The organism is Rubrivirga aquatilis (assembly GCF_046845665.1).
In the GTDB taxonomy this organism is placed as follows: domain Bacteria; phylum Bacteroidota; class Rhodothermia; order Rhodothermales; family Rubricoccaceae; genus Rubrivirga.
Genome location: NZ_CP177355.1, coordinates 2259730 through 2277238 on the forward strand (window position 1 = coordinate 2259730; position 17509 = coordinate 2277238).

At 69.3% G+C, this 17509-nt stretch carries 19 protein-coding genes and 1 pseudogene; 3 read left to right on the top strand and 17 right to left on the bottom strand.

The genetic code is table 11. The features are described 5' to 3' along the window. Positions 1 to 97: 97 nt before the first annotated feature. From ACLII4_RS09760 to ACLII4_RS09815, 12 genes are all read right to left on the bottom strand, one after another. Entirely contained in the window at positions 98 to 727 is a 630-nt protein-coding gene (locus tag ACLII4_RS09760; protein WP_412067204.1) for a DUF998 domain-containing protein, read from the bottom strand. 196 nt (positions 728 to 923) lie between these two features. Then, positions 924 to 1490 carry a hypothetical protein gene (locus tag ACLII4_RS09765; RefSeq protein ID WP_412067205.1) on the bottom strand — a complete coding sequence of 189 codons (567 nt, stop codon included), beginning with the start codon at positions 1488 to 1490 and terminating at the stop codon, positions 924 to 926. A gap of 91 nt (positions 1491 to 1581) precedes the next feature. Then, complete coding sequence (locus ACLII4_RS09770) at positions 1582 to 1815, bottom strand: hypothetical protein (RefSeq protein ID WP_412067206.1); 234 nt, start codon at positions 1813 to 1815, stop codon at positions 1582 to 1584. A gap of 166 nt (positions 1816 to 1981) precedes the next feature. Then, positions 1982 to 2476, bottom strand: a complete 495-nt coding sequence (locus ACLII4_RS09775) for a lactoylglutathione lyase family protein (RefSeq protein WP_412067207.1) — start codon at positions 2474 to 2476, stop codon at positions 1982 to 1984. A gap of 230 nt (positions 2477 to 2706) precedes the next feature. Further along, positions 2707 to 2937, bottom strand: coding sequence for a hypothetical protein (locus ACLII4_RS09780; protein ID WP_412067208.1), 231 nt, complete (start codon positions 2935 to 2937; stop codon positions 2707 to 2709). Positions 2938 to 3110: 173 nt separating this feature from the next. Next, positions 3111 to 3551: a YdeI/OmpD-associated family protein gene (locus ACLII4_RS09785; RefSeq protein WP_412067209.1), complete on the bottom strand. Its 441-nt coding sequence runs from the start codon at positions 3549 to 3551 to the stop codon at positions 3111 to 3113. Positions 3552 to 3696: 145 nt separating this feature from the next. Continuing rightward, complete coding sequence (locus ACLII4_RS09790) at positions 3697 to 3927, bottom strand: hypothetical protein (protein WP_412067210.1); 231 nt, start codon at positions 3925 to 3927, stop codon at positions 3697 to 3699. Between the two features lie 152 nt (positions 3928 to 4079). After that, positions 4080 to 4553: a hypothetical protein gene (locus ACLII4_RS09795; RefSeq protein WP_412067211.1), complete on the bottom strand. Its 474-nt coding sequence runs from the start codon at positions 4551 to 4553 to the stop codon at positions 4080 to 4082. 154 nt (positions 4554 to 4707) lie between these two features. Continuing rightward, positions 4708 to 5580, bottom strand: a complete 873-nt coding sequence (locus ACLII4_RS09800; protein WP_412067212.1) for a DUF5677 domain-containing protein — start codon at positions 5578 to 5580, stop codon at positions 4708 to 4710. Positions 5581 to 5617: 37 nt separating this feature from the next. Then, complete coding sequence (locus tag ACLII4_RS09805; protein WP_412067213.1) at positions 5618 to 6148, bottom strand: hypothetical protein; 531 nt, start codon at positions 6146 to 6148, stop codon at positions 5618 to 5620. A gap of 135 nt (positions 6149 to 6283) precedes the next feature. Next, positions 6284 to 6916: a hypothetical protein gene (locus ACLII4_RS09810; protein ID WP_412067214.1), complete on the bottom strand. Its 633-nt coding sequence runs from the start codon at positions 6914 to 6916 to the stop codon at positions 6284 to 6286. Between the two features lie 194 nt (positions 6917 to 7110). Then, the gene (locus tag ACLII4_RS09815) at positions 7111 to 8142 is read right to left on the bottom strand and encodes an ankyrin repeat domain-containing protein (protein ID WP_412067215.1); all 1032 of its coding nucleotides are present in this window, start codon (positions 8140 to 8142) and stop codon (positions 7111 to 7113) included. Positions 8143 to 8967: 825 nt separating this feature from the next. Between ACLII4_RS09815 and ACLII4_RS09820 the strand changes: the two are divergent. From ACLII4_RS09820 to ACLII4_RS09830, 3 genes and pseudogenes are all read left to right on the top strand, one after another. Then, positions 8968 to 9024, top strand: a pseudogene (locus ACLII4_RS09820) (integrase); the annotation flags it as partial. 20 nt (positions 9025 to 9044) lie between these two features. Further along, positions 9045 to 9932 (top strand): integron integrase, encoded by an 888-nt coding sequence (locus ACLII4_RS09825; protein ID WP_412067216.1) that lies wholly within the window; start codon positions 9045 to 9047, stop codon positions 9930 to 9932. A gap of 54 nt (positions 9933 to 9986) precedes the next feature. Beyond that, positions 9987 to 11540 carry a M20/M25/M40 family metallo-hydrolase gene (locus tag ACLII4_RS09830; RefSeq protein ID WP_412067217.1) on the top strand — a complete coding sequence of 518 codons (1554 nt, stop codon included), beginning with the start codon at positions 9987 to 9989 and terminating at the stop codon, positions 11538 to 11540. Positions 11541 to 11716: 176 nt separating this feature from the next. Here ACLII4_RS09830 and ACLII4_RS09835 read toward each other — a convergent pair whose 3' ends face one another. The 5 genes from ACLII4_RS09835 to zwf form a co-directional block, all read right to left on the bottom strand. Continuing rightward, positions 11717 to 12457: an MBL fold metallo-hydrolase gene (locus tag ACLII4_RS09835; RefSeq protein WP_412067218.1), complete on the bottom strand. Its 741-nt coding sequence runs from the start codon at positions 12455 to 12457 to the stop codon at positions 11717 to 11719. A gap of 57 nt (positions 12458 to 12514) precedes the next feature. Then, complete coding sequence (locus ACLII4_RS09840) at positions 12515 to 13543, bottom strand: polyprenyl synthetase family protein (protein ID WP_412067219.1); 1029 nt, start codon at positions 13541 to 13543, stop codon at positions 12515 to 12517. A gap of 77 nt (positions 13544 to 13620) precedes the next feature. Then, complete coding sequence (locus ACLII4_RS09845; protein WP_412067220.1) at positions 13621 to 14907, bottom strand: DUF2851 family protein; 1287 nt, start codon at positions 14905 to 14907, stop codon at positions 13621 to 13623. Between the two features lie 119 nt (positions 14908 to 15026). Further along, positions 15027 to 15749, bottom strand: coding sequence for a 6-phosphogluconolactonase (pgl, locus tag ACLII4_RS09850; RefSeq protein WP_412067221.1), 723 nt, complete (start codon positions 15747 to 15749; stop codon positions 15027 to 15029). A 78-nt stretch (positions 15750 to 15827) separates the two neighbouring features. Beyond that, positions 15828 to 17294 carry a glucose-6-phosphate dehydrogenase gene (zwf, locus tag ACLII4_RS09855; RefSeq protein WP_412067222.1) on the bottom strand — a complete coding sequence of 489 codons (1467 nt, stop codon included), beginning with the start codon at positions 17292 to 17294 and terminating at the stop codon, positions 15828 to 15830. Between the last annotated feature and the right edge of the window lie 215 nt (positions 17295 to 17509).

Sequence of the window (17509 nt, forward strand, 5' to 3'; positions counted from 1 at the left end):
CGCCCATGCTCGGGCGAGCCGAGAACGCTCACGCCCGGCGTCGGCGTACGGCGGCGGGTTCGGCGGCGTCTCGTGGCGGGTCCGGTCCGACACCCGTCTACGCCGAGCCTCCCGTCGACGCGCTGCGGTACAGGGATACCGAGAGCCCGACGACCCAAACCGAGATCGCCAGCAGCACGAGACGTTGCCACACCCCCCCGAGCGATCGGCCCGGGTCGAAAACACCTAGGAACAGGGCGATACTGGCGACCATCACGACCGCCATGAGTGCGCTGAAGGCGTACACCGGACGGTGGGGAGAGCGCCGGAACGCGCGGCTGCCCAGGACGAGAGCCGCGAGGGGAGCGAGTTGGAACCCCACTCCCGCGCCGATTCCATGGAGCACGGCGCTCTGGAGCTCGCTCGGGCCGCAGCCGACGTCACACCGCATCGCCCCGGCGACGGCGAAGCCGAGCCCGGAGGCGACCAGCAGGCCCCCGCTCAACCACGCCGCGGGGCCCGGGCGGAGATCGCGTACGACGAACACCCCCGTGACGGCGAGGGACACGGCGAAGGGGACGATCCCGACCCAGTTGATGAGCCACGGCACGGGCGCGCCGACGGCGCCGAGCTCACTGACCGCCTGAGTCGCGTGCGAGTACCCGGGGGTGAGGGCCCCGGCGCAGGCGAGCGCAACCCAAAGGAGGACCGGGCCGGCGGGACCCAGGAGGCGGAGGCGGGCAGACATGGGCTGTGCGCGACGATGAGTGCAGCCGAACGGTACGACTCCCGCGTCAATAGGCATCGATGCGCACCACGCCGCTGAACAGTGGGCGCTACAGCCGCCGGGAGGTGACGCTTAGCGGTGGGACGAAGCTATGGCTGGCGGCGCCGTTGGGACGAGTCGGGGACGCTGCCCCTCTCGGTCGGCCTGCAAGCGCGGGTTAGCTGGCGTGCCTAATCGCTCGGGTTGCTGCCGCTGCGAGCGCGTCGGTGTAGTCCAATTCGTGAGAGTCCACGAGGGCCTTACGTGTACCGTCGGGGTAAAGCACCTCGACTTGGTCCGCCGCGTCGTGATCACGGAGTACGAGTTCCCCTCCAGCTGCCCGGGCGATTGAATAGAACCACCGCCTCAGCCCTTCCGACTCGTCCAGCGCCCTGTTCAGGCGCTTCCACGGGGACTGGAAGTGGAGGCATGCAATCTCCTCGCCGAGGTACAACGACAGCGTGAGTCCCAACGTCGCTCTCCGATCATCGATGGCCTCTGAGTAGTGGATCGTTCCGGTCCCGAACGTCCCGTCGGGCGCTTGGATGGAGCCGTATGTGCCTGGGTTAGCGATCAACTCGTCGATGAGCGGGTCTCGGTCGACGACGGGCTCCACGTCGACGCATGGAAACCAGTCCAGGAGGCCGTCGGTCTGTGGGACAGCGATCGTCTCGACCGGGCGGTCCAGTTCTGGCACGTCTGGGCGCCGGTCCGAACGGACGACCTCACGGATCGCGTCTCCCACGCATTGGCGCGGGACTAGGACGAGGATTTGGGAGTAATGACCCATTTGACGCGTTCGAACAGCCAGCTAACAGATTGCGGTTCTACCGCGCCTACCCGGCGAGCACCAAAAACAGGATGACGATGGCGAGAGCGGTGACGCCGATCCCGTTGGTGAAAGCGAGTCGCCGGTCAAGGCTCTTGTCCCGTTCTGGGTCGCGGGTGAAGAACCGCCAGGACTGGCGATAGAAACTGAGCGTGCCCCACGACCTCGGCGCCGCGACGAGGTGGGCGACCGCCAGCGCGAACACGACCAACGCGACGATGTAGCCGAGGGCGTCCTCCATGACGTAGCGCAGCGCGGTAGAACAGGGGGCCGCTCACCCGCGCCGGGCAATGTGACCGTTGACAGTGGAAAAGTAGGCCCCGACATGTACACGGGCAAGGCGGTGAAGCCCAGCGTCGGCGTGCTGCGGCGGGTTCTGCCGCCCAGAGGGGGCGCCACACCAGAGGTCAATACGCCCCCTGGGAGTACGTCAGCTCGTAGCTGTGGGAGTAGATCTCGAACACGAGGCCGAACGGGTCCTCCATGTAGACCATCTTGAAGGGCTTCTCGTCGGGGTAGTACTCCCGGATCGGCATCCGCTGCTTGCCACCGTGGGCCAGGATCTTCTCGACGAGCCCCTCGATGTCTGGGTCCTGGATGCAGAAGTGAAACGTGCCCGTCTTCCAATACTCGAAGCTCTCCGGCTTCTCGTTGTTCTGGAATTCAAATATCTCGATGCCAATTTTGTCACCCGTCGACATGTGGGCGATCTTGAACGAGCCCCAGCCTGTGCCGAACACGTCGATGCACATCTGTCCGATGGCCGTGTCGCTCTCCTCGGTGACGACGGTTGGCTCAAAGAGGGTATACCACCCCATGACCTCACTGTAGAACGTGACGGCGGCCTCGACATCGGGGACCGAAAGGCCGATGTGGGAAAAAGTTTTCGGATACGTGCTCATTAGCTTCTGCAAGGTGTTGATGAGAGCGTCGGCGGGTTCGGACGACGGGGAGCAACGAGAGTTGCCAGAGACGAGAGCGGGCGGCAGAACAGGGGGCCGCTTAGCGGCCCAGGGCGACTGGCGGGATGGTTCGGACGAGCAACGTAGACGCCAGCGATCGGCCGAAGCAAGGGCGCTCACGCCCCGGGTCGGCCTACAGCGGCGGGTTCTGCGGCGTGCTTATGGCTCCCTTACGCGTGGCCTTCCATCTCGTCCGCTTTCTTCTTAGCCCCGCCGCTGGTGATCAGAAGCCCGGCCCCGGCAACACAGAGGAGAAGCACCGCGGGCAGAATCGGAAGGACCGAGCGGTCAAGCACGACTCGGACGAGGAGCACGACTACGGCTGCCGCGAATACGAGCCCCGCGATCACGCGCGTCGTCTTGGCGAGAGTGCGGTACTGCTGCTGAGTCGTATCGGCCACGGCCAGAGGAGGGCTGGGAGATGCGGGCATGCCGCAGAACAGCTGGCCGCTCAGCCGCCGGGGGCTGAGGGCACGAGGAGTGTGCGAGCGAATGTAGGCGCCGAATCGCACACGCGCGAGGACGCTGAAGCCCACGGTCGGCCTGCAGTGGCGGGTTCTACCGCGCCCGCGCCCTAGCCCTCTCGTAGAGCTCCCAACACCTTCTCGATCCGCCGCCGCCGGGTGTCGGCCGCCTTCGCCCCCTCGACCGAGAGGACGTGCCCCCGCTGTTTGCTGTAGGACAAGGCGTCGAACCGCTCGCGGGCAGCGGGGTCCTCGGCCATCGCGGCCGCGAGGTCGGACGGGACCTCGACCTCCCGCGGCGCCGTGTCGAGCGCCAGCGAGACCTCGACCTCATCCCCCGCCTCGACCCCGGCCGCCTCGCGGCGCTCCGCGCTGACGGGGAGCATGTACTTGCCGCCCCGGGGAGCGATGGTGCTCCGGTACGAGTACCCGTTGAGGGTGACCCGAACGGGCGGTCGCTTGTGCGAGCCGAGCGCCTCGACGGCATCGGCCGGAACCTCGATTCCGGTCGCGGTCTTGCCGTGGAGTTCCAGACGTGCGGTGAAGGACATAGAGGGTGTGTGAGCGCGGTAGAACAGGGGGCCGCTTAGCGGCCCAGGGCGACTGGCGGCCCAGGGCGACTGGCGGGATGGTTCGGACGAGCAACGTAGACGCCAGCGAACGGCCGAAGCAAGGGCGCTCACGCCCCGGGTCGGCCTACAGCGGCGGGTTCTGCCGCCCTGGCGAACCGGCGACCGCCGAGTGCTTCCGCCAGCCGTACACGGCGAGGGCGACCCCGAGTAGGAACTGGCCCCCGACGAGCACCGCGCGGAGAGTCGAGTGGTCCGCATAGTCGCCTCGGATGAACCAGTAGGCAGCCATGCCGGCTACGATCCCTCCCACGAGGCTGACCGAGAGGGGGATGTCGAAGGAGGAGTTCTTCGTCATGGTCTCAGTTGGGCTGAGGTGATCGGAGGCGTCAGAACAAATGGCCGCTCAGCCGCACAACGCGGCAGAGCGGTTGGACGAGGCAACGTAGACGCTGGCGGTAGAACGAGGCAATGGCGCTGAAGCGTTGTGTCGGCATGCAGTGGCGGGTTCTACGGCGCGGGGGTCCAGACGAGCGGGGTCTCGCCAGCCTCGGACCACCACCGGACAGCTCGGCCGAGGCGGTTCAACTCCTTCACCTCACACCAGAACACCAACTGCGTCGTCGCGCCTTTCGACTCGTCATAATCGTCCGATTCGAAGTCGATGCGTGCGTGGGGGACATTCCCCTTACCGCCTCTCACGGCTGCCTGTATGCGCAGCTTGTGGGGTAGTCCGCCTCGGACACCGAGGTCCATCACGGCCTCCGCTTCGTCATCATGGCCGATCCCGAGAGCCGCCAGCGAATCGCCCCACTCCCCAAGTTTGTTTGGGTCGACAAAGCCTTCTGCTCCCCCCGCCGTTCGCCCGTTCCGGGCCTGGATGAGGATGTGCCACATGCCCTCATAGTCCCAATGCCGAAGGCGCTCCAAAGAGAGGCACACCTCGGTACCCTCAGACTCGGAGGCTAGGTCAGCTAGGGTCATACAGAATGGGGTTTGCTATATGGGAGCGCCGTAGAACAGGGGGCCGCTCAGCCGCCTTTGGCTGAGGGCGCGGAGTCAAGGGACGGGCAATGATAGCGCGGACTCCCGCAGGAGTTGAGAGCGCTGGCGCCAAAGGTCGGCCTGCAGCGGCGAGTTATGCCGCGCGGCGAGCAATTATATATTCCTCATGCAGATAATCGGCGAAGTGAACTCTGTCGAACAGATCTTGGAGAGTTGGCTCCGCATCCACGCGAAGCTCCGCGTCTAGGTGTCCCAAGTACGATCGCATTGCCTCGACAGCCAATCGGCTGCTAAGGTTGATCAGTTGTGGTCTGGGGCGTCCCCAATCCGTGTTCGGAAGGAAGAGGCCATCGTCGCGCTGTACTAGGTGGGAGTCAAAGAGGTCTTGCCAGTTTCCATGGATGAAGTGGGAGCCACCGGAAAAAATGGCGAGGTAAAGCGACTGAAGTCCCACAGCGTTGCAGCGACCGTAGATGGAGTCTCCGCCCCAGTTGGTACGCTCCGACGAGTCTACGTCCTCTCGATTGACTCCGGCGGACATGAAGGACTCCAATATGGACTCTCGCATCCTCCGTTCGATCGGAAGCTCGCTGCCGTCCCGCTCGTCTACACTCGACTGAATCCTCTCCAGAAGAGATTTCTCGTGCCGAAGCGAATACCTTACATACGATTCGTACACATCGTCCGAGTCCTTCTTGATCAAGTACATCAAGTTGATGGCGCACTCAGCCGACAGGCGAAGGTAAAGGCTAGCCAGCTCCTGCCGTTTACGCGACAGCTCGGACAGCATCCCACCAAGAAGCTTCCCGAAGCGGACCATGTGTCCGCATAGAATCGCGTCATTTCTGTCCCAGGCACCGCCGTTGCCCGGTCGAAGTTCGGCTAGGAGAAAGACAAGTTGGATTGTCTCTCTCAACAAATCGAAGGCGAGCCCTGTGTGCTGGTCTTCACTTCGGAAGGCTCGAACCTCCTCCTCGTCAACTGGAACTCGCTCGATCGAATCCATTTGACTGAGATAGGTAGCGCGGCATAACAGTTTGCGGTTACACCGCGCGGGCAGAAGCGAGGAAGCTCTGGACGCCGGGTTGCCACTTCGAACGAGCGAAAAACCGCGACGGATGGTTGACGACATGGACAGGGACTGACAAATCGGGCAGTCGGCTACCAAGCTCCTTCCCGAGAACCAGAACGGCGTCCGGACTCACATCTTCGACAGTGGCGAGGAATGGCTCCCGCGCTTCTGCCCAAGCGTCTTCAGACGGCCGGGCGCGATCCTGAGCATCCTCGGTAACGAACTCTTGGACGTAGTTGACGAAGGCCACGCGGTCCCAAAACGACACGCGCTCCGTATCGCTGATGTCGTCCTGTCCGAGAACCAGCTTAGCGGTCGCGGTGAAAAGGCGGTAGCGCTCGCCTCGCCCCTGGCTCTGGACTACACGCCGGGTAAAGTCTGCGTCCTCGTTTCCAGCAGGGCCGTAGTGAGACTCACCGACGATGAGCAGCTTCAACGCGTCCAGCCCCTCGCTCTCGTATCGTGGCCCGATCCAGGGATCGAATGTGCGAGAGTCCAGCATGGTGGTAGCGCGGTGTAACAGAAGGCGCTTCAGCCGCCGAGGGGTGAGGCGGTGAAGGTGGACCAGAGTGGAGGATACGCCGGCGGCCGGATAGCGCGAGAGCCCGGACGCGCTCGGTCGGCCTGCAAGCGCGGGTTAGCCCGCACCGGGCAGTGCCCCGAACGCACTGAGGGCGGTCGTAAGCCGCCACGACGCGTCCGGCTCGCGACCGCCGGCCCCCGTGTACTCTTCGGACAACTCGTAGCACGCGCCTTCGCAGTCCTCCAAGGCTAGGAGGGCCCCGGTCGCGCGGGCGAACGCGAGCGCCCGGACCCGAGTCGATCGGGAGTGGAGGATGTAGTCGTTCCCCCTCTTCGTGGACGAAGTCAAGTCGATGGACCCGTAGTCGCCCTCCGTGCAGACCATGACGACGACGCTGAACTCGCCCCGGCGCTCGGACTCGAGCTGCCAGTCGGCGAGAGTTACGATAGAGGGGAGCACCGGGACCTCAGGCAACACGAGGGTCGTGTCGTACAGGACGTGGACCCCGTCGGCTCGCTCCGGGACGGTGTCGAAGTCCACGACGGTTCCTTTGAAGCGCCCGAGGAGCGGGTCGTCCTCGTAGCTGACCCACGACTCGTGGTACCGGTCGGGACCCACATAGCTCGCGCTGACGGGCTGGGACGTGACAGTCGCGACCTCGCCGCCGAGGACGAACTGGCGGGCGGTCGAGAGGTCGGGTGCGAACGGGGTGCAGCACGCCTCTAGAGTCCGGAGGGCCTTCGCCATTCGATCTCTAGAGTAGTAAAATGAGAGCGTGCAGTAGACACCCACGTTGGCAGGGCGGGCTAACAAGGGCCGCTCAGCGGCCGAGGGCGGACAGCACGAAGGTAGGGCGAGCGGCAGAGACGGCGGCGCTCAAGCAGCGCGAGAACGCTGACGCCCTCGGTCCGCCTGCAGAGGCGGGTTCTGCCGCCGGCCGGCTATGCAGCCAGTTCGAGCACCCGGATCGTTGCCCCGACGTCCGACTCGACCGGACGAGACCGGTCCCACACGGTCGAGCCGGCCCCCTCTTCGAGGGCCATTGACAGCGCCGTCCGCCCGTCCCGGTCCGTCGCGTTCGGGTCCGCCCCCGCCTCGAGGAGCGCCCGCACGACGGCGATGAACCCGCCTGCCGCAGCGAGGTGGAGGGCCGTCCGGCCGTCAGGCAGCGCGCGGTCGACGGGCACGCCGGCCTTGAGAGCCGCGCGGACCCACTTGCTCCGGCCCTGCTGAGCGGCCAGCATGACCGGATTGAAACCGGCCCCAGGGTCGCTCCCCCCGTTGATGAGGGCCTGACCGACGGCTCTTCCCTCCCTTCGCCTTCGGGAGTACCCCGTCATGCTCGTTCGGAACGACGCCGTCAGGGCCGTGTGGCCCTCCGCTGTCGCCCGGTTCGGGTCGGCCCCCGCCCGGAGCAAGGCCTCGACACAGGGGAGGCAAGACTTGCTGGCAGCGGCCATCAGCGGCGTAGCCTCGCCCTTTTCTGCACCGCCCTCCACGTCCGCCCCGAACTCGGCGAAGAGGGCGATGAGTTCGGCAGCTGCGCCATCGTTCAGGTTCGCCGCCCCCGCGACCCAGAAGAGCAACGGCAGATGGATCAGCCTCCCTCCAGGGTACAGGGCCTCCGGGGACGCGCCCCACTCAAGGAGCGTCCGGACCACGTTGACCTGCTCCGTGCGCACTGCAAGGACGAGGGCCGTGAGCTCGCCTTGATCCTCCAGGTCAACCGTCGCTCCGCGTTCGAGGAGGACGCGGACAACGGGCTCATGGCGGCACAGAACGGCCAGGTGGAGGACAGGCCGGCCCCTCCCTGGGTACCTCATCCCGTCGGCGTCTCCCCACGCCGCGTTGGGCGGGCGGTCGTCGTCGAACGTCGTGTTCGGGTCCGCCCCGCTGACCAAGAGCTCAGTGACGAGGCTCGCGGCGCCGCTCTCGACCGCCGACACTAGGAGTGCCGCTGTAGGGCCGTGCATGGGGTTAGATGATAGGCGGCAGAACAGAGGGCGCTTCAGCCGCCGAGAGGTGACGGCGCAGCGGTGGGACGAAGCTATGACTGGCGGTGCGCTCGAACGAGCCGAGAACGCTGGCACTCCCGGTCGGCCTGCAAGCGCGGGTTCTACGGCGCGGGGGTCCAGATGAGCGGTTCGTCACCAGACTCCGACCACCACCGAACCGCGCGGCCTAGCCGGTGCAGTGCCGAGACTCCACAATAGAACGAGAGACAGACCTTGCCGCCCTCCGACAGATGGTCCCCGTGGCCCCTGTCGTCGGCCTCGAACTCCACCAAGGCGCGCACGCTGTTGCCATTGCCCACCCCCGTCACCCTGGCTCGGATCGAGACATACGGGTCCTCCGTCCAGAACTCCGCGTCTCGGTTTCGGTCATCGCCGATGCCGAGCGACTCCAGACGATCCACCCATCGTTCCAAGGAGCGTGAGTCGATATGTCCGTCCGCTCCTCCTGCGAAACGCCCGCACCGGGCTCGAAAGCGAACGTACCGGACAGCGCCGTACTCGTCGAGCCTCTGGTCTCGCTCGAATGAGAGGCACGTGTCGGATCCTTCAGACGCGGTGAGCAGCTCAGGAAGTGTCACAGACAGCGAAAGCGCTATAGTGGACGGAGGAGCGCCGTAGAACCAGTACTTCACCCGACGGCCAGTCGGCAGAACGGGCGGATTCGGTAAATATAGACCCCGCCAGTCGGCATAAGAGGCGGAATGCGTACATATCGCGTACGCGCCCCACGCTCCGATGTCCGACCTCCTGGAGGCCACCCGCTCTGCTCTGCGACTGCGGCAAATGAGCTACCGCACCGAACAGACCTACGTCCGCTGGGTCGAGCGCTACCTCCGGTTCTCTGCTCGGGCAGCCGGGCAATGGCGGCATCCTCGGGAGCTTGCGGAGCCCGACGTCACCCGTTCCTCAACCACCTCGCGAATGACCGGGGCGTCGCCGCGAGCACACAGTCACAGGCGCTCTCGGCCCTCCTGTTCCTGTACGACGCTGTGCTCGGCCGTCCGCTGGCCGACCTCGCCGGGCTCGTCCGCGTTCGAAAGCCGGCGCGGCTCCCCACCGTGCTGTCTCGCTCGGAGGTGGCGGCCCTGCTCGGCGAACTCGACGGGACCCCGGCCCTCGTCGCCCGTCTGCTGTACGGCGCCGGGCTGCGCTTGAGGGGGGCCTTGCGCCTCCGTGTCAAGGATCTGGACGTGGAGAGGCGCCAACTCACGATCCGGCGCGGCAAGGGCGACCGGGACCGGCCCGCTGTCATGCCCGAGGCGACGGTTGCGGCGCTCGTGGCCCAGATCGAACGGGCTCGCGTGCTCCACCGTGCCGACCTCGCAGCGGGGGAGGGGCGGGCCTCGCTTCCGCGTGCCTACCTCCGCAAGCATCCCGGTGCGGCGACGGCCTTCGGGTGGCAATTCGTCTTCCCGAGCCCCCGTCTGAGCCAGGACCCTCGGACGGGCCTGACGCATCGGCACCACCTCTCCCCGTCGACGCTTCAGAAAGCCGTCGCTCGCGCCGCGCGGCGTGCGGGCATCGACCGGCGGGCCACCTGCCACACGCTCCGCCACTCGTTCGCGACCCATCTGCTGGAGGATGGGACCGACATCCGGACCGTGCAGGAATTGCTCGGCCACGCCCGGCTGGCGACGACCCAGGTCTACACGCACGTCGCCGGGCTCAACGGGCTCGGCGTGCGCAGCCCGCTCGACCGGCTGGCGACCCGGTGGCACGCCACGGCTGGGCTGGGAGCCACCGCGTAGGGGAGGGGACGCGCGCCCACTACCTTTGGGGCCCACCCACCCGAACGCCGCACGATGCCTCGCCTGTCCGTCCTCGTCGCTCTCGCCCTGGTCGCCCTCGCCGCCCCTGCCAGCGCCCAGCACTTCCCCACCGACGACCCCGTGATCCGCGCGATGTGGACCGAGGGCATGGAGCGGTCGCAGACCGAACCCCTCGCGCACCACCTCATCGACGTCATCGGCCCCCGGCTGGCGGGCTCGCCCGGGCTGGCGCAGGCGCAGGACTGGCTGCTGGAGACCTACGCCGAGTGGGGCGTCCCGGCGCGGCGCGAGGCGTACGGGACGTGGAACGGCTGGCAGCCCGGCGCCCTGCACGTCGAGATGACGGCGCCCCGCGTCCAGCCGCTCGTCGCCGAGCTCCTGGCGTGGAGCCCGGCCACCCGGGGGCCCGTCGAGGGCCCCGTCGTGATGCCGCCCCCCGACCTCACGCCCGAGACCGCCGACGCGTGGCTGGCGACGCTCGACGGCGCGTTCGTGCTGCTCGACGCCCCCCAGCCGACGTGCCGGGCGGCCCAGGAGATGACGGCCAACGCACGCCCCGAGACCATCGAGCGGCTCGACGCCCTGCGCGACACCCTGCGGGCGGACTGGTCGCGCCGGTGGGACGCCGTCGGCAACGCCCGCGAGCGGACCGGGCGGCTCGAAGCGGCCGGCATCGCCGGGACGCTGGGCTCGCGGTGGTCGGGCGGGTGGGGCGCCAACAAGGTGTTCAGCACCGCCAACGAGCGCGCCGTCGGGCTCGACGTGTCGTGCGAGGACTACGGCCTGCTGGCGCGCCTCGCGGCCTCGGGCCACGCCCCCCGGATCCGCGTTGATGCCGAGGCCGAAGACCTGGGAATCGTCCCGCAGTTCAACGTCATCGCCGAGATGCGCGGGACCGAGCTGCCCGACGAGTACGTCCTGCTCAGCGCCCACCTCGACTCGTGGCACGCGGCCACCGGGGCCACCGACAACGGCACGGGCACGCTGACGATGCTCGAAGCCATGCGCATCCTGAAGGCCACCTACCCCAACCCCCGCCGCACGATCCTGGTCGGCCACTGGGGCGCCGAGGAGATGGGGCTGATCGGGTCGGGCTCGTTCCGCGAGGACCACCCCGAGGTCGTCGCCGGGCTGCAGGTCGGGTTCAACCAGGACAACGGGACGTGGCGGGTCGAGCGGATCGAGGGCCAGGGCTTCCTCGACACGGCCGCGCACCTCCCGATGTGGATGGCCGCCGTCCCGACCGAGATCCAGGCGCAGGTGACGGTCGAGGTGCCCGGCGAGCAGAACAACCGGGGCAGCGACCACACGTCGTTCGTCTGCGCCGAGGCGCCCGTGCTCCGTCTGCAGTCGCCCTACGACGAGTACCGGCAGTACACGTGGCACACGAACCTCGACACCTACGACAAGATCATCTTCGACGACCTCAAGCAGAACGCCACGCTGGCGGCGATGCTGGTCTACGGCGCGTCCGAGGACCCGGAGCGGATGACGCGCGAGCTGGCGATCCTGCCCGACGACCCGCGCACCGGCGAGCCGCGCACGTCCGGGCCGTGCTTCCCGCCGCGCCGCGAGCCCCGGGACTAGGCGCGGGGTGGAAACTCTCCAGACCTCTCCTCCGAAGCGCCAGCGCCCCCGCAGGGAAGGCGTAGCCAGGGATCTCGACGCCAACGCATCAAGCCCCTGACGTCCCTGCCGGGCGCTCGGCCTCGCGCTGTCCTCAGCGGGGGGCAGGAGGACAACGTGGCGTGTGGGCCCCGAGCCTAGAGGTCGATCCGGTCGCCGTCGTGGCCCCAGGCCGTCGCTCCAAAGACCGCCCGGGCCTCCCCGAGTCCGCCGTCGCTGGCGTCGTGGGGTGCGTGGACGAGCACGAGCCGCCCGGCGCCCGCCCGCGCCGCCACCCCGGCCGCCTCCGCGGGCGAGCTGTGGACACCCGCCAGCGCCCCCGTCCCCTCATGGATCAACACGTCGGCGCCGCTCGCGAGCGTGACGACGGCGTCCGAAACGGCGGTGTCGCACGAGTACGCGAGCACGGCCCCCTCCGCCTCGAACCGCAACCCGATCGTCGGGACGGGGTGGTCCACCGGCGTCGCCGTGATCGCGAGCGGGCCCAGGCAGAGCACGTCGGCGCCGGGCGCCATCTCGACGGGGTGGTACGCGCGCTCAGGCAGCCCGTCCCACTTGTGCGTGTTGAAGACGGCGAACAACGCCCGCGCCTTTTCCAACGTGGGGGCGGGGCCGTAGACCGGGATCGGCTCGCGTCGGCCCTGCAGCCACATCTTTTCGATGAGGAGGGGGAAGCCCGAGATGTGATCGGGGTGCTCGTGGGTCAGGATCACCGCATCGAGCGCGGCCGCGTCGAGGCCGGAGACCTCCAGGCGCTGCACCGCGTCGCCTCCACAGTCGACCAAGACGGTGCGCCCGTCGTGCTCGATGGCCAGCATCGTCGTGGTTCGGGAGGGGCCGGCGTTCGCGGAGCCGGTGCCGAGGAGGTGGGCCGTCATCGAGTCGGGGGGAGCAGCCGAAACGTAGCGCCCCCGGCCGGTTTGCGGAGGCCCGATCTAGCGTTTCCGGGCGACGACGTAGGCGCACAACCCGACGAGCGCGTCGCGTGCGTCCGAGCGTGGGAACGCGAGCAGGCCCTCGGCGGCCTCGGCCGCCAGCGCCTCCATCTGCCCACGCGCCGCCGCGAGCCCGCCGCTCGCCTCGACGAACGCCACCACCTCGGCGACCTCGGCCGACGACTTTTTGCGGCGCCGAACGAGCTTGCGGATCCGCTTGGCCGTCGCCGGCTCGGCGCGGTCGAGCGCCAAGATGAGCGGCAGCGTCAGCTTGCGGTCCTGGAGGTCGAGCCCGACCGGCTTGCCGGCCGCCGCGTTCGGGTCATAGTCGAACAAGTCGTCGCGGATCTGGAACGCCAGCCCGATGGTCTCGCCAATCGCTTTGCACCGGGCGACCGTCTCGTCGTCGGCGCCGGCGCTGGCGGCGCCAGCCGCGAGGCACGCCGCGATCAGCGAGCCCGTCTTGTCCCCGATGATCTGGAAGTAGCGCGCCTCGGTCATGTCGAGCCGGCGGGCCGTCTCGATCTGGAGCAGCTCGCCCTCCGACATCCGGCGGACCGCGTCGGAGGTGATGTGGAGCAGGTCGTAGTCGCCGTCGTCCAGCGCCAGCAGCAGGCCGCGGCTCAGCAGGTAGTCGCCCAGCAGCACGCCGACCTTGTTGCGCCACAACGCGTTGATGGACGCCACCCCACGCCGCGTCTCCGCTTCGTCGACCACGTCGTCGTGGACCAGCGTGGCGGTGTGGAGCAACTCCACCAACGTCGCCGCGCGGTAGCTCCGCTCGCCGATCCCGCCGGCGAGGTCGGCCGCCAGCAACACCAGCGTCGGCCGGATCTGCTTGCCCTTGCGCTTGAGGAGGTACTGCACGACGGTGTCGAGCAGCCGGACGCGCGAGCGCATCGCGTCGCGGAAGTGCCGCCGGAACGTCTTGAGCTCGTCGGCGACCGGCGCCTGGATCTCCTTGAGACTGAGTGGCGCAGCGGCGAGGGGCGGCGCGGCGGCGAGGGGCGGAGCGAGGGTGTCGGGCACGGAACTTTCAGCCGGAGTTGAAAGAGGATACCCCACACGGCGGCGCCGGTTGCAGCCTAGCGCCCTCGACGCCCTTTTCACGCGGTCGCCAGCGCCGGGTACAGTGCCTGCCCGATGGCACACCGCGCGCACCGACCCTCGTCGCAGAAGTCCCGGGCCAGCCGATGCGCGCCCTGGGCCTGGGCCGCCGTCTCCGGCGTGAGCCCCGCGTCGGCAAAGCGCCGGGTGACGCGGTCGGCGACCGGGGGGAGGGCGTGGTACGCCGCCAGCACGGCCGCCTCGCGTGCCGGGCTCTCCCGCAACTCGGCGTCGAGGAGGAGAACCGGGAGGGCGGCATCGGCGAGCACGCGGACGGCCCGGGTCCGGCCCAGCGCGGGCGTGGCGTCGGGCGTCGGCGTGCGGAGCCGGTCGAGGGCGGCCCGCGTCGAGGCTGCCAGCGCCTCGGCGAGCGCGTCGACGGCGTGTGTGCTGAAGGGGCCGCCGGGCGCGAGCCACCCCGCGGCCTGAGCGATCCGGCGCCGGGGGGCGTTCGCGGGCCGCCCGCCCCGCTTCCACGCCTCGGGCCGCATCGGGGCAGGCCCGGGGCCGCCATCCGCGAACAGGCCGTCGTCCGCAAGCCCCGCGGCCGACCGCAGGGCGGCGAGAATCTCGGGCCCCGCCTGCTGGCGGAGCGCCCCCAGGTCGACGCGCCCGGCCAGCGCCTCGAAGGCGTCGGCGTTCGCCTCGTAGCCGAGCGCGCGGAATGCGCGGGCGATCAAGAGGCGGTCGAGGTCGGGCGTCGCCCCGTAGGCGCGGCCGAGCGCGGCGGCACGGTGGCGGAGCCGCTCCACGCCCAGCGCTTCGACCCAGCGACGTCGTTCGCCGGCCGGGACCTCGCCCCACCGCGCCGAGCAGTTCGGGGCCGCGCGGGGGACGACGTAAAAGTCGTGGATCAAGGCGCGGAGCGAGTCGTGGAGATGGGGGAGCAGCACGAGCTCCGGCAGCGCGGACCCGCCCTCGCGGCGGAGCAGTCCGGTTCGGCGGTCCGCCGCCAGCACGACGTGCAGGATGACGCGGTTGTAGGCCGGGTCGCCGTCGTGGCCGTGCGCCTCCCAGGCCGCGCTAGTCGTGTGGATCTCGACATCGCCCGCCCACTGCAGCCCTCCGATCCGGAGGTGCACGCCGGTCACGTCCGGCCCGGAATCCGTGTTGAGGGTCCCGCGAGCCAGGATCTCGACCGGCTCGCCCTCCGTCGTCGCCAGCGCGCTCGGGTCGAACAGGCCGCGCACCCAGGCGTCCTGAATGGCCGCTTCCGGGACGCGGGCGACGGCGTCGGCAGGCTCGGCGACCGTCGACGGGGGAGGGGCGGAGTCGGGCGTGGGCATCGGGCCGTGGGCGGGTGCCCTCCCTTAGACCCGCGACCAGCCGAGATCTAACCTCGGGACGCCGGTTTTCGCGACCCCAAGCCGCTCCAGACCGAACGGGTCGCCAGCGGGGAGGCCGCTCAGTCCTCGCCCTGCGCCATCGCGCGGTCCACCAGCCACACCATCTCGCCATCGGCCCGGACGCGTGCGGCGGGCGGCCCCTCAGAGTCGCCGTCGTAGGCATCGAGCACGTCCGCGAACGCCTCCCGCTTTCCGGCGCCGGCGGCGGCGACGAGGCACAGATCGGCGTGCGCGAGCGTAGGGAACGTCAGCGTCAGCCGGTCGCGGACCGCCGCCGAGGGGGGGGCCTGGCCGACGGCGACGCGGCGGTCGGTGACGCCCAGGGCGGCGGTGCCGGGGAAGAGGGACGCCGTGTGGCCGTCGTCGCCCATGCCGAGGTGGAGCACGTCGAACCGGAGCTCGTCGCCGAAAAACTGCTCCAGCGCCTGCTCGTAGACCGCCGCGCCCTCGGCGGGCGGGCACCCGCCGGGCATCTTGTGGACGTTCGAGGCCGGGATGCCGGCCGGGTCGATGAGCGTCCGCTTTGCCATCCGGTAGTTGCTCTCGGGGTGGTCGGGCTCGACGCACCGCTCGTCCCCCCAGAAGAGATGAACGCGGCCCCAGTCGATGTCTTCCGCCGCCGCCAGCCGCTCGTAGGCCGGGACGGGGGTCGACCCGCCCGTGAGGCACAGCGTGACGCGGGGCTCGCGTGCGAGGGCGGCTCGGAGCGCGGTCGCCGTCCGGTCGGCCAGGGCCTCGGCGACGGCCTGTTTGGTGGGGAGGACGACGATCTCTGCGGGCATGACGGGAGACGGGAGACGGGAGACGGGAGACGGGAGACGGGAGACGGGTCTGACTCCCGGAGGTCGATTTGTTCCGCGTCAGCAGGCCTCCACGTCCTCGCCGGTCTGCTCGGGCGGGGGCGCCTCCACGAACCGGTCGGAGGCTTGCGGCCCCCACGTGCCCGACTCATACGGATGCACCTCGATGTCGGGGTTGTCGAGCACCGTGTGGTAGATCCGCCACGCCTCCTCGGCCTCCTCCGCGTGGACGAACAGGGTCGCATCGCCCTCGACGATGTCGCCGAGCAGGGTCTCGTAGGCGTCGGGGAAGGGGCCGAACGTGTCTTCGTAGCGGAACGTCAGCTCGCGCGTCGAGACGTTGAACCCGTCGCCAGGCGTCTTGACGTCGAAGGACAGGCGGAACCCCTCGTCGGGCTGCAAGCGCAAGCGGAGCACGTTCGGGGTCGGGTCGCAGTCGCCGGAGTTCTGGAAGAGCGTCACCGGGGGGCGGCGGAACACGACGGCGATCTCGGTGAGCCGCTGGGCCATCCGCTTGCCCGTCCGCAGGATGAACGGGACACCCTGCCAGCGCCAGTTGTCGAGGTGGAGGCGGACGGCGGCGAACGTCTCGGTGCGCGAGTCTTTCCCCACGCCCTCGTGGTCGGCGTAGCCCTCGTCGTGGCCGCCGCCCGTGCCGTACTGGCCGAGCACGATCTCGTCGCTGCGCGCCGTCCGCGTCGAGCGGAGCACCTTCACCTTCTCGCGCCGGATGCCCTCGGCGTCGAGCCGGGCCGGGGGCTCCATCGCCGCGAGCGTGAACAGTTGCGTCAGGTGGTTCTGGATCATGTCGCGCAGCGTCCCGACCCCGTCGAAGTAGCCCGCGCGCCCGGCGGCGTCGTTCGTCTCGGCGACCGTGATCTCGACCCGCTCCACGTCCTGCCGGCTCCACGCCGACTCAAAAAAAGCGTTCGCGAACCGGAAGACGAGCAGGTTCTGGACGGTCTCCTTGCCGAGGTAGTGGTCGATCCGGAAGACGGCGCCCTCGGGGAAGTGCTCGTGGACGACGCGGTTGAGCGCCTGCGCGCTGGCGAGGTCGTGCCCGAACGGCTTCTCGATGACGAGCCGCACCCAGGGCGCGTCGTCCGGGATGTGCTCGCCGACCGTCCCGCGCGCCTCCTCGTGCTCGCCGAGCGCCGCGATCGTGCCCGGGAACGTCGAGGGGGGCAGGGCGAGGTAGTAGACCCGGTTGCCGGAGAGCCCGCGCTCGGCCTCCAGTGCGTGCGCCGTCTCGTACACCGGGTCGAGCTGATCGTACGCCTCGACGCGCGCGTACCGCAGGGCGCCCGTCGCCCAGGCTCGCGCGTCGCCCTCGTCCACGCCGGTCTCGACGAGCGCGGCGACCGCCGCGTCCTGGAGCCGGTCGTCGCCCCAGTCCGACCGGCCGACCCCGACGACGGCCTGCGGAGGGGCGCCGTCGTACTGGCTGAGGTGGAAGAGCGCCGGAAACAGCTTGAGCGCGGCGAGGTCGCCGGTGGCACCGAACAGGACGAAAACGTGGGGGTCCATGAGGACGAGGGCAGGGGCCGAGGGAATGCCGCCACTCCGCGCCGGGTTCGCCTTCGACGAACGAGCGGCCCGAGCCGGAGGCCGGGGCCCACGACTGGGGACGATGGGACAGGGCCCCTCGCGCAGAGTCGGGCACGTCGAGGAGATCGCTCCGGGGCACCGGACCGCGGAAGTGCCAATCAGGCCGAGGTCCCCCGTCTTCGCGCTCCCAGGGG

Coding starts and splice junctions, on each gene's coding strand:
- ACLII4_RS09760 (WP_412067204.1), bottom strand. CDS start 727: ATGTCTGCCCGCCTCCGCCTCCTGGGTCCCGCCGGCCCGGTCCTCCTT.
- ACLII4_RS09770 (WP_412067206.1), bottom strand. CDS start 1,815: ATGGAGGACGCCCTCGGCTACATCGTCGCGTTGGTCGTGTTCGCGCTG.
- ACLII4_RS09775 (WP_412067207.1), bottom strand. CDS start 2,476: ATGAGCACGTATCCGAAAACTTTTTCCCACATCGGCCTTTCGGTCCCC.
- ACLII4_RS09785 (WP_412067209.1), bottom strand. CDS start 3,551: ATGTCCTTCACCGCACGTCTGGAACTCCACGGCAAGACCGCGACCGGA.
- ACLII4_RS09790 (WP_412067210.1), bottom strand. CDS start 3,927: ATGACGAAGAACTCCTCCTTCGACATCCCCCTCTCGGTCAGCCTCGTG.
- ACLII4_RS09795 (WP_412067211.1), bottom strand. CDS start 4,553: ATGACCCTAGCTGACCTAGCCTCCGAGTCTGAGGGTACCGAGGTGTGC.
- ACLII4_RS09800 (WP_412067212.1), bottom strand. CDS start 5,580: ATGGATTCGATCGAGCGAGTTCCAGTTGACGAGGAGGAGGTTCGAGCC.
- ACLII4_RS09805 (WP_412067213.1), bottom strand. CDS start 6,148: ATGCTGGACTCTCGCACATTCGATCCCTGGATCGGGCCACGATACGAG.
- ACLII4_RS09810 (WP_412067214.1), bottom strand. CDS start 6,916: ATGGCGAAGGCCCTCCGGACTCTAGAGGCGTGCTGCACCCCGTTCGCA.
- ACLII4_RS09815 (WP_412067215.1), bottom strand. CDS start 8,142: ATGCACGGCCCTACAGCGGCACTCCTAGTGTCGGCGGTCGAGAGCGGC.
- ACLII4_RS09825 (WP_412067216.1), top strand. CDS start 9,045: ATGGCGGCATCCTCGGGAGCTTGCGGAGCCCGACGTCACCCGTTCCTC.
- ACLII4_RS09830 (WP_412067217.1), top strand. CDS start 9,987: ATGCCTCGCCTGTCCGTCCTCGTCGCTCTCGCCCTGGTCGCCCTCGCC.
- ACLII4_RS09835 (WP_412067218.1), bottom strand. CDS start 12,457: ATGACGGCCCACCTCCTCGGCACCGGCTCCGCGAACGCCGGCCCCTCC.
- ACLII4_RS09845 (WP_412067220.1), bottom strand. CDS start 14,907: ATGCCCACGCCCGACTCCGCCCCTCCCCCGTCGACGGTCGCCGAGCCT.
- pgl (WP_412067221.1), bottom strand. CDS start 15,749: ATGCCCGCAGAGATCGTCGTCCTCCCCACCAAACAGGCCGTCGCCGAG.
- zwf (WP_412067222.1), bottom strand. CDS start 17,294: ATGGACCCCCACGTTTTCGTCCTGTTCGGTGCCACCGGCGACCTCGCC.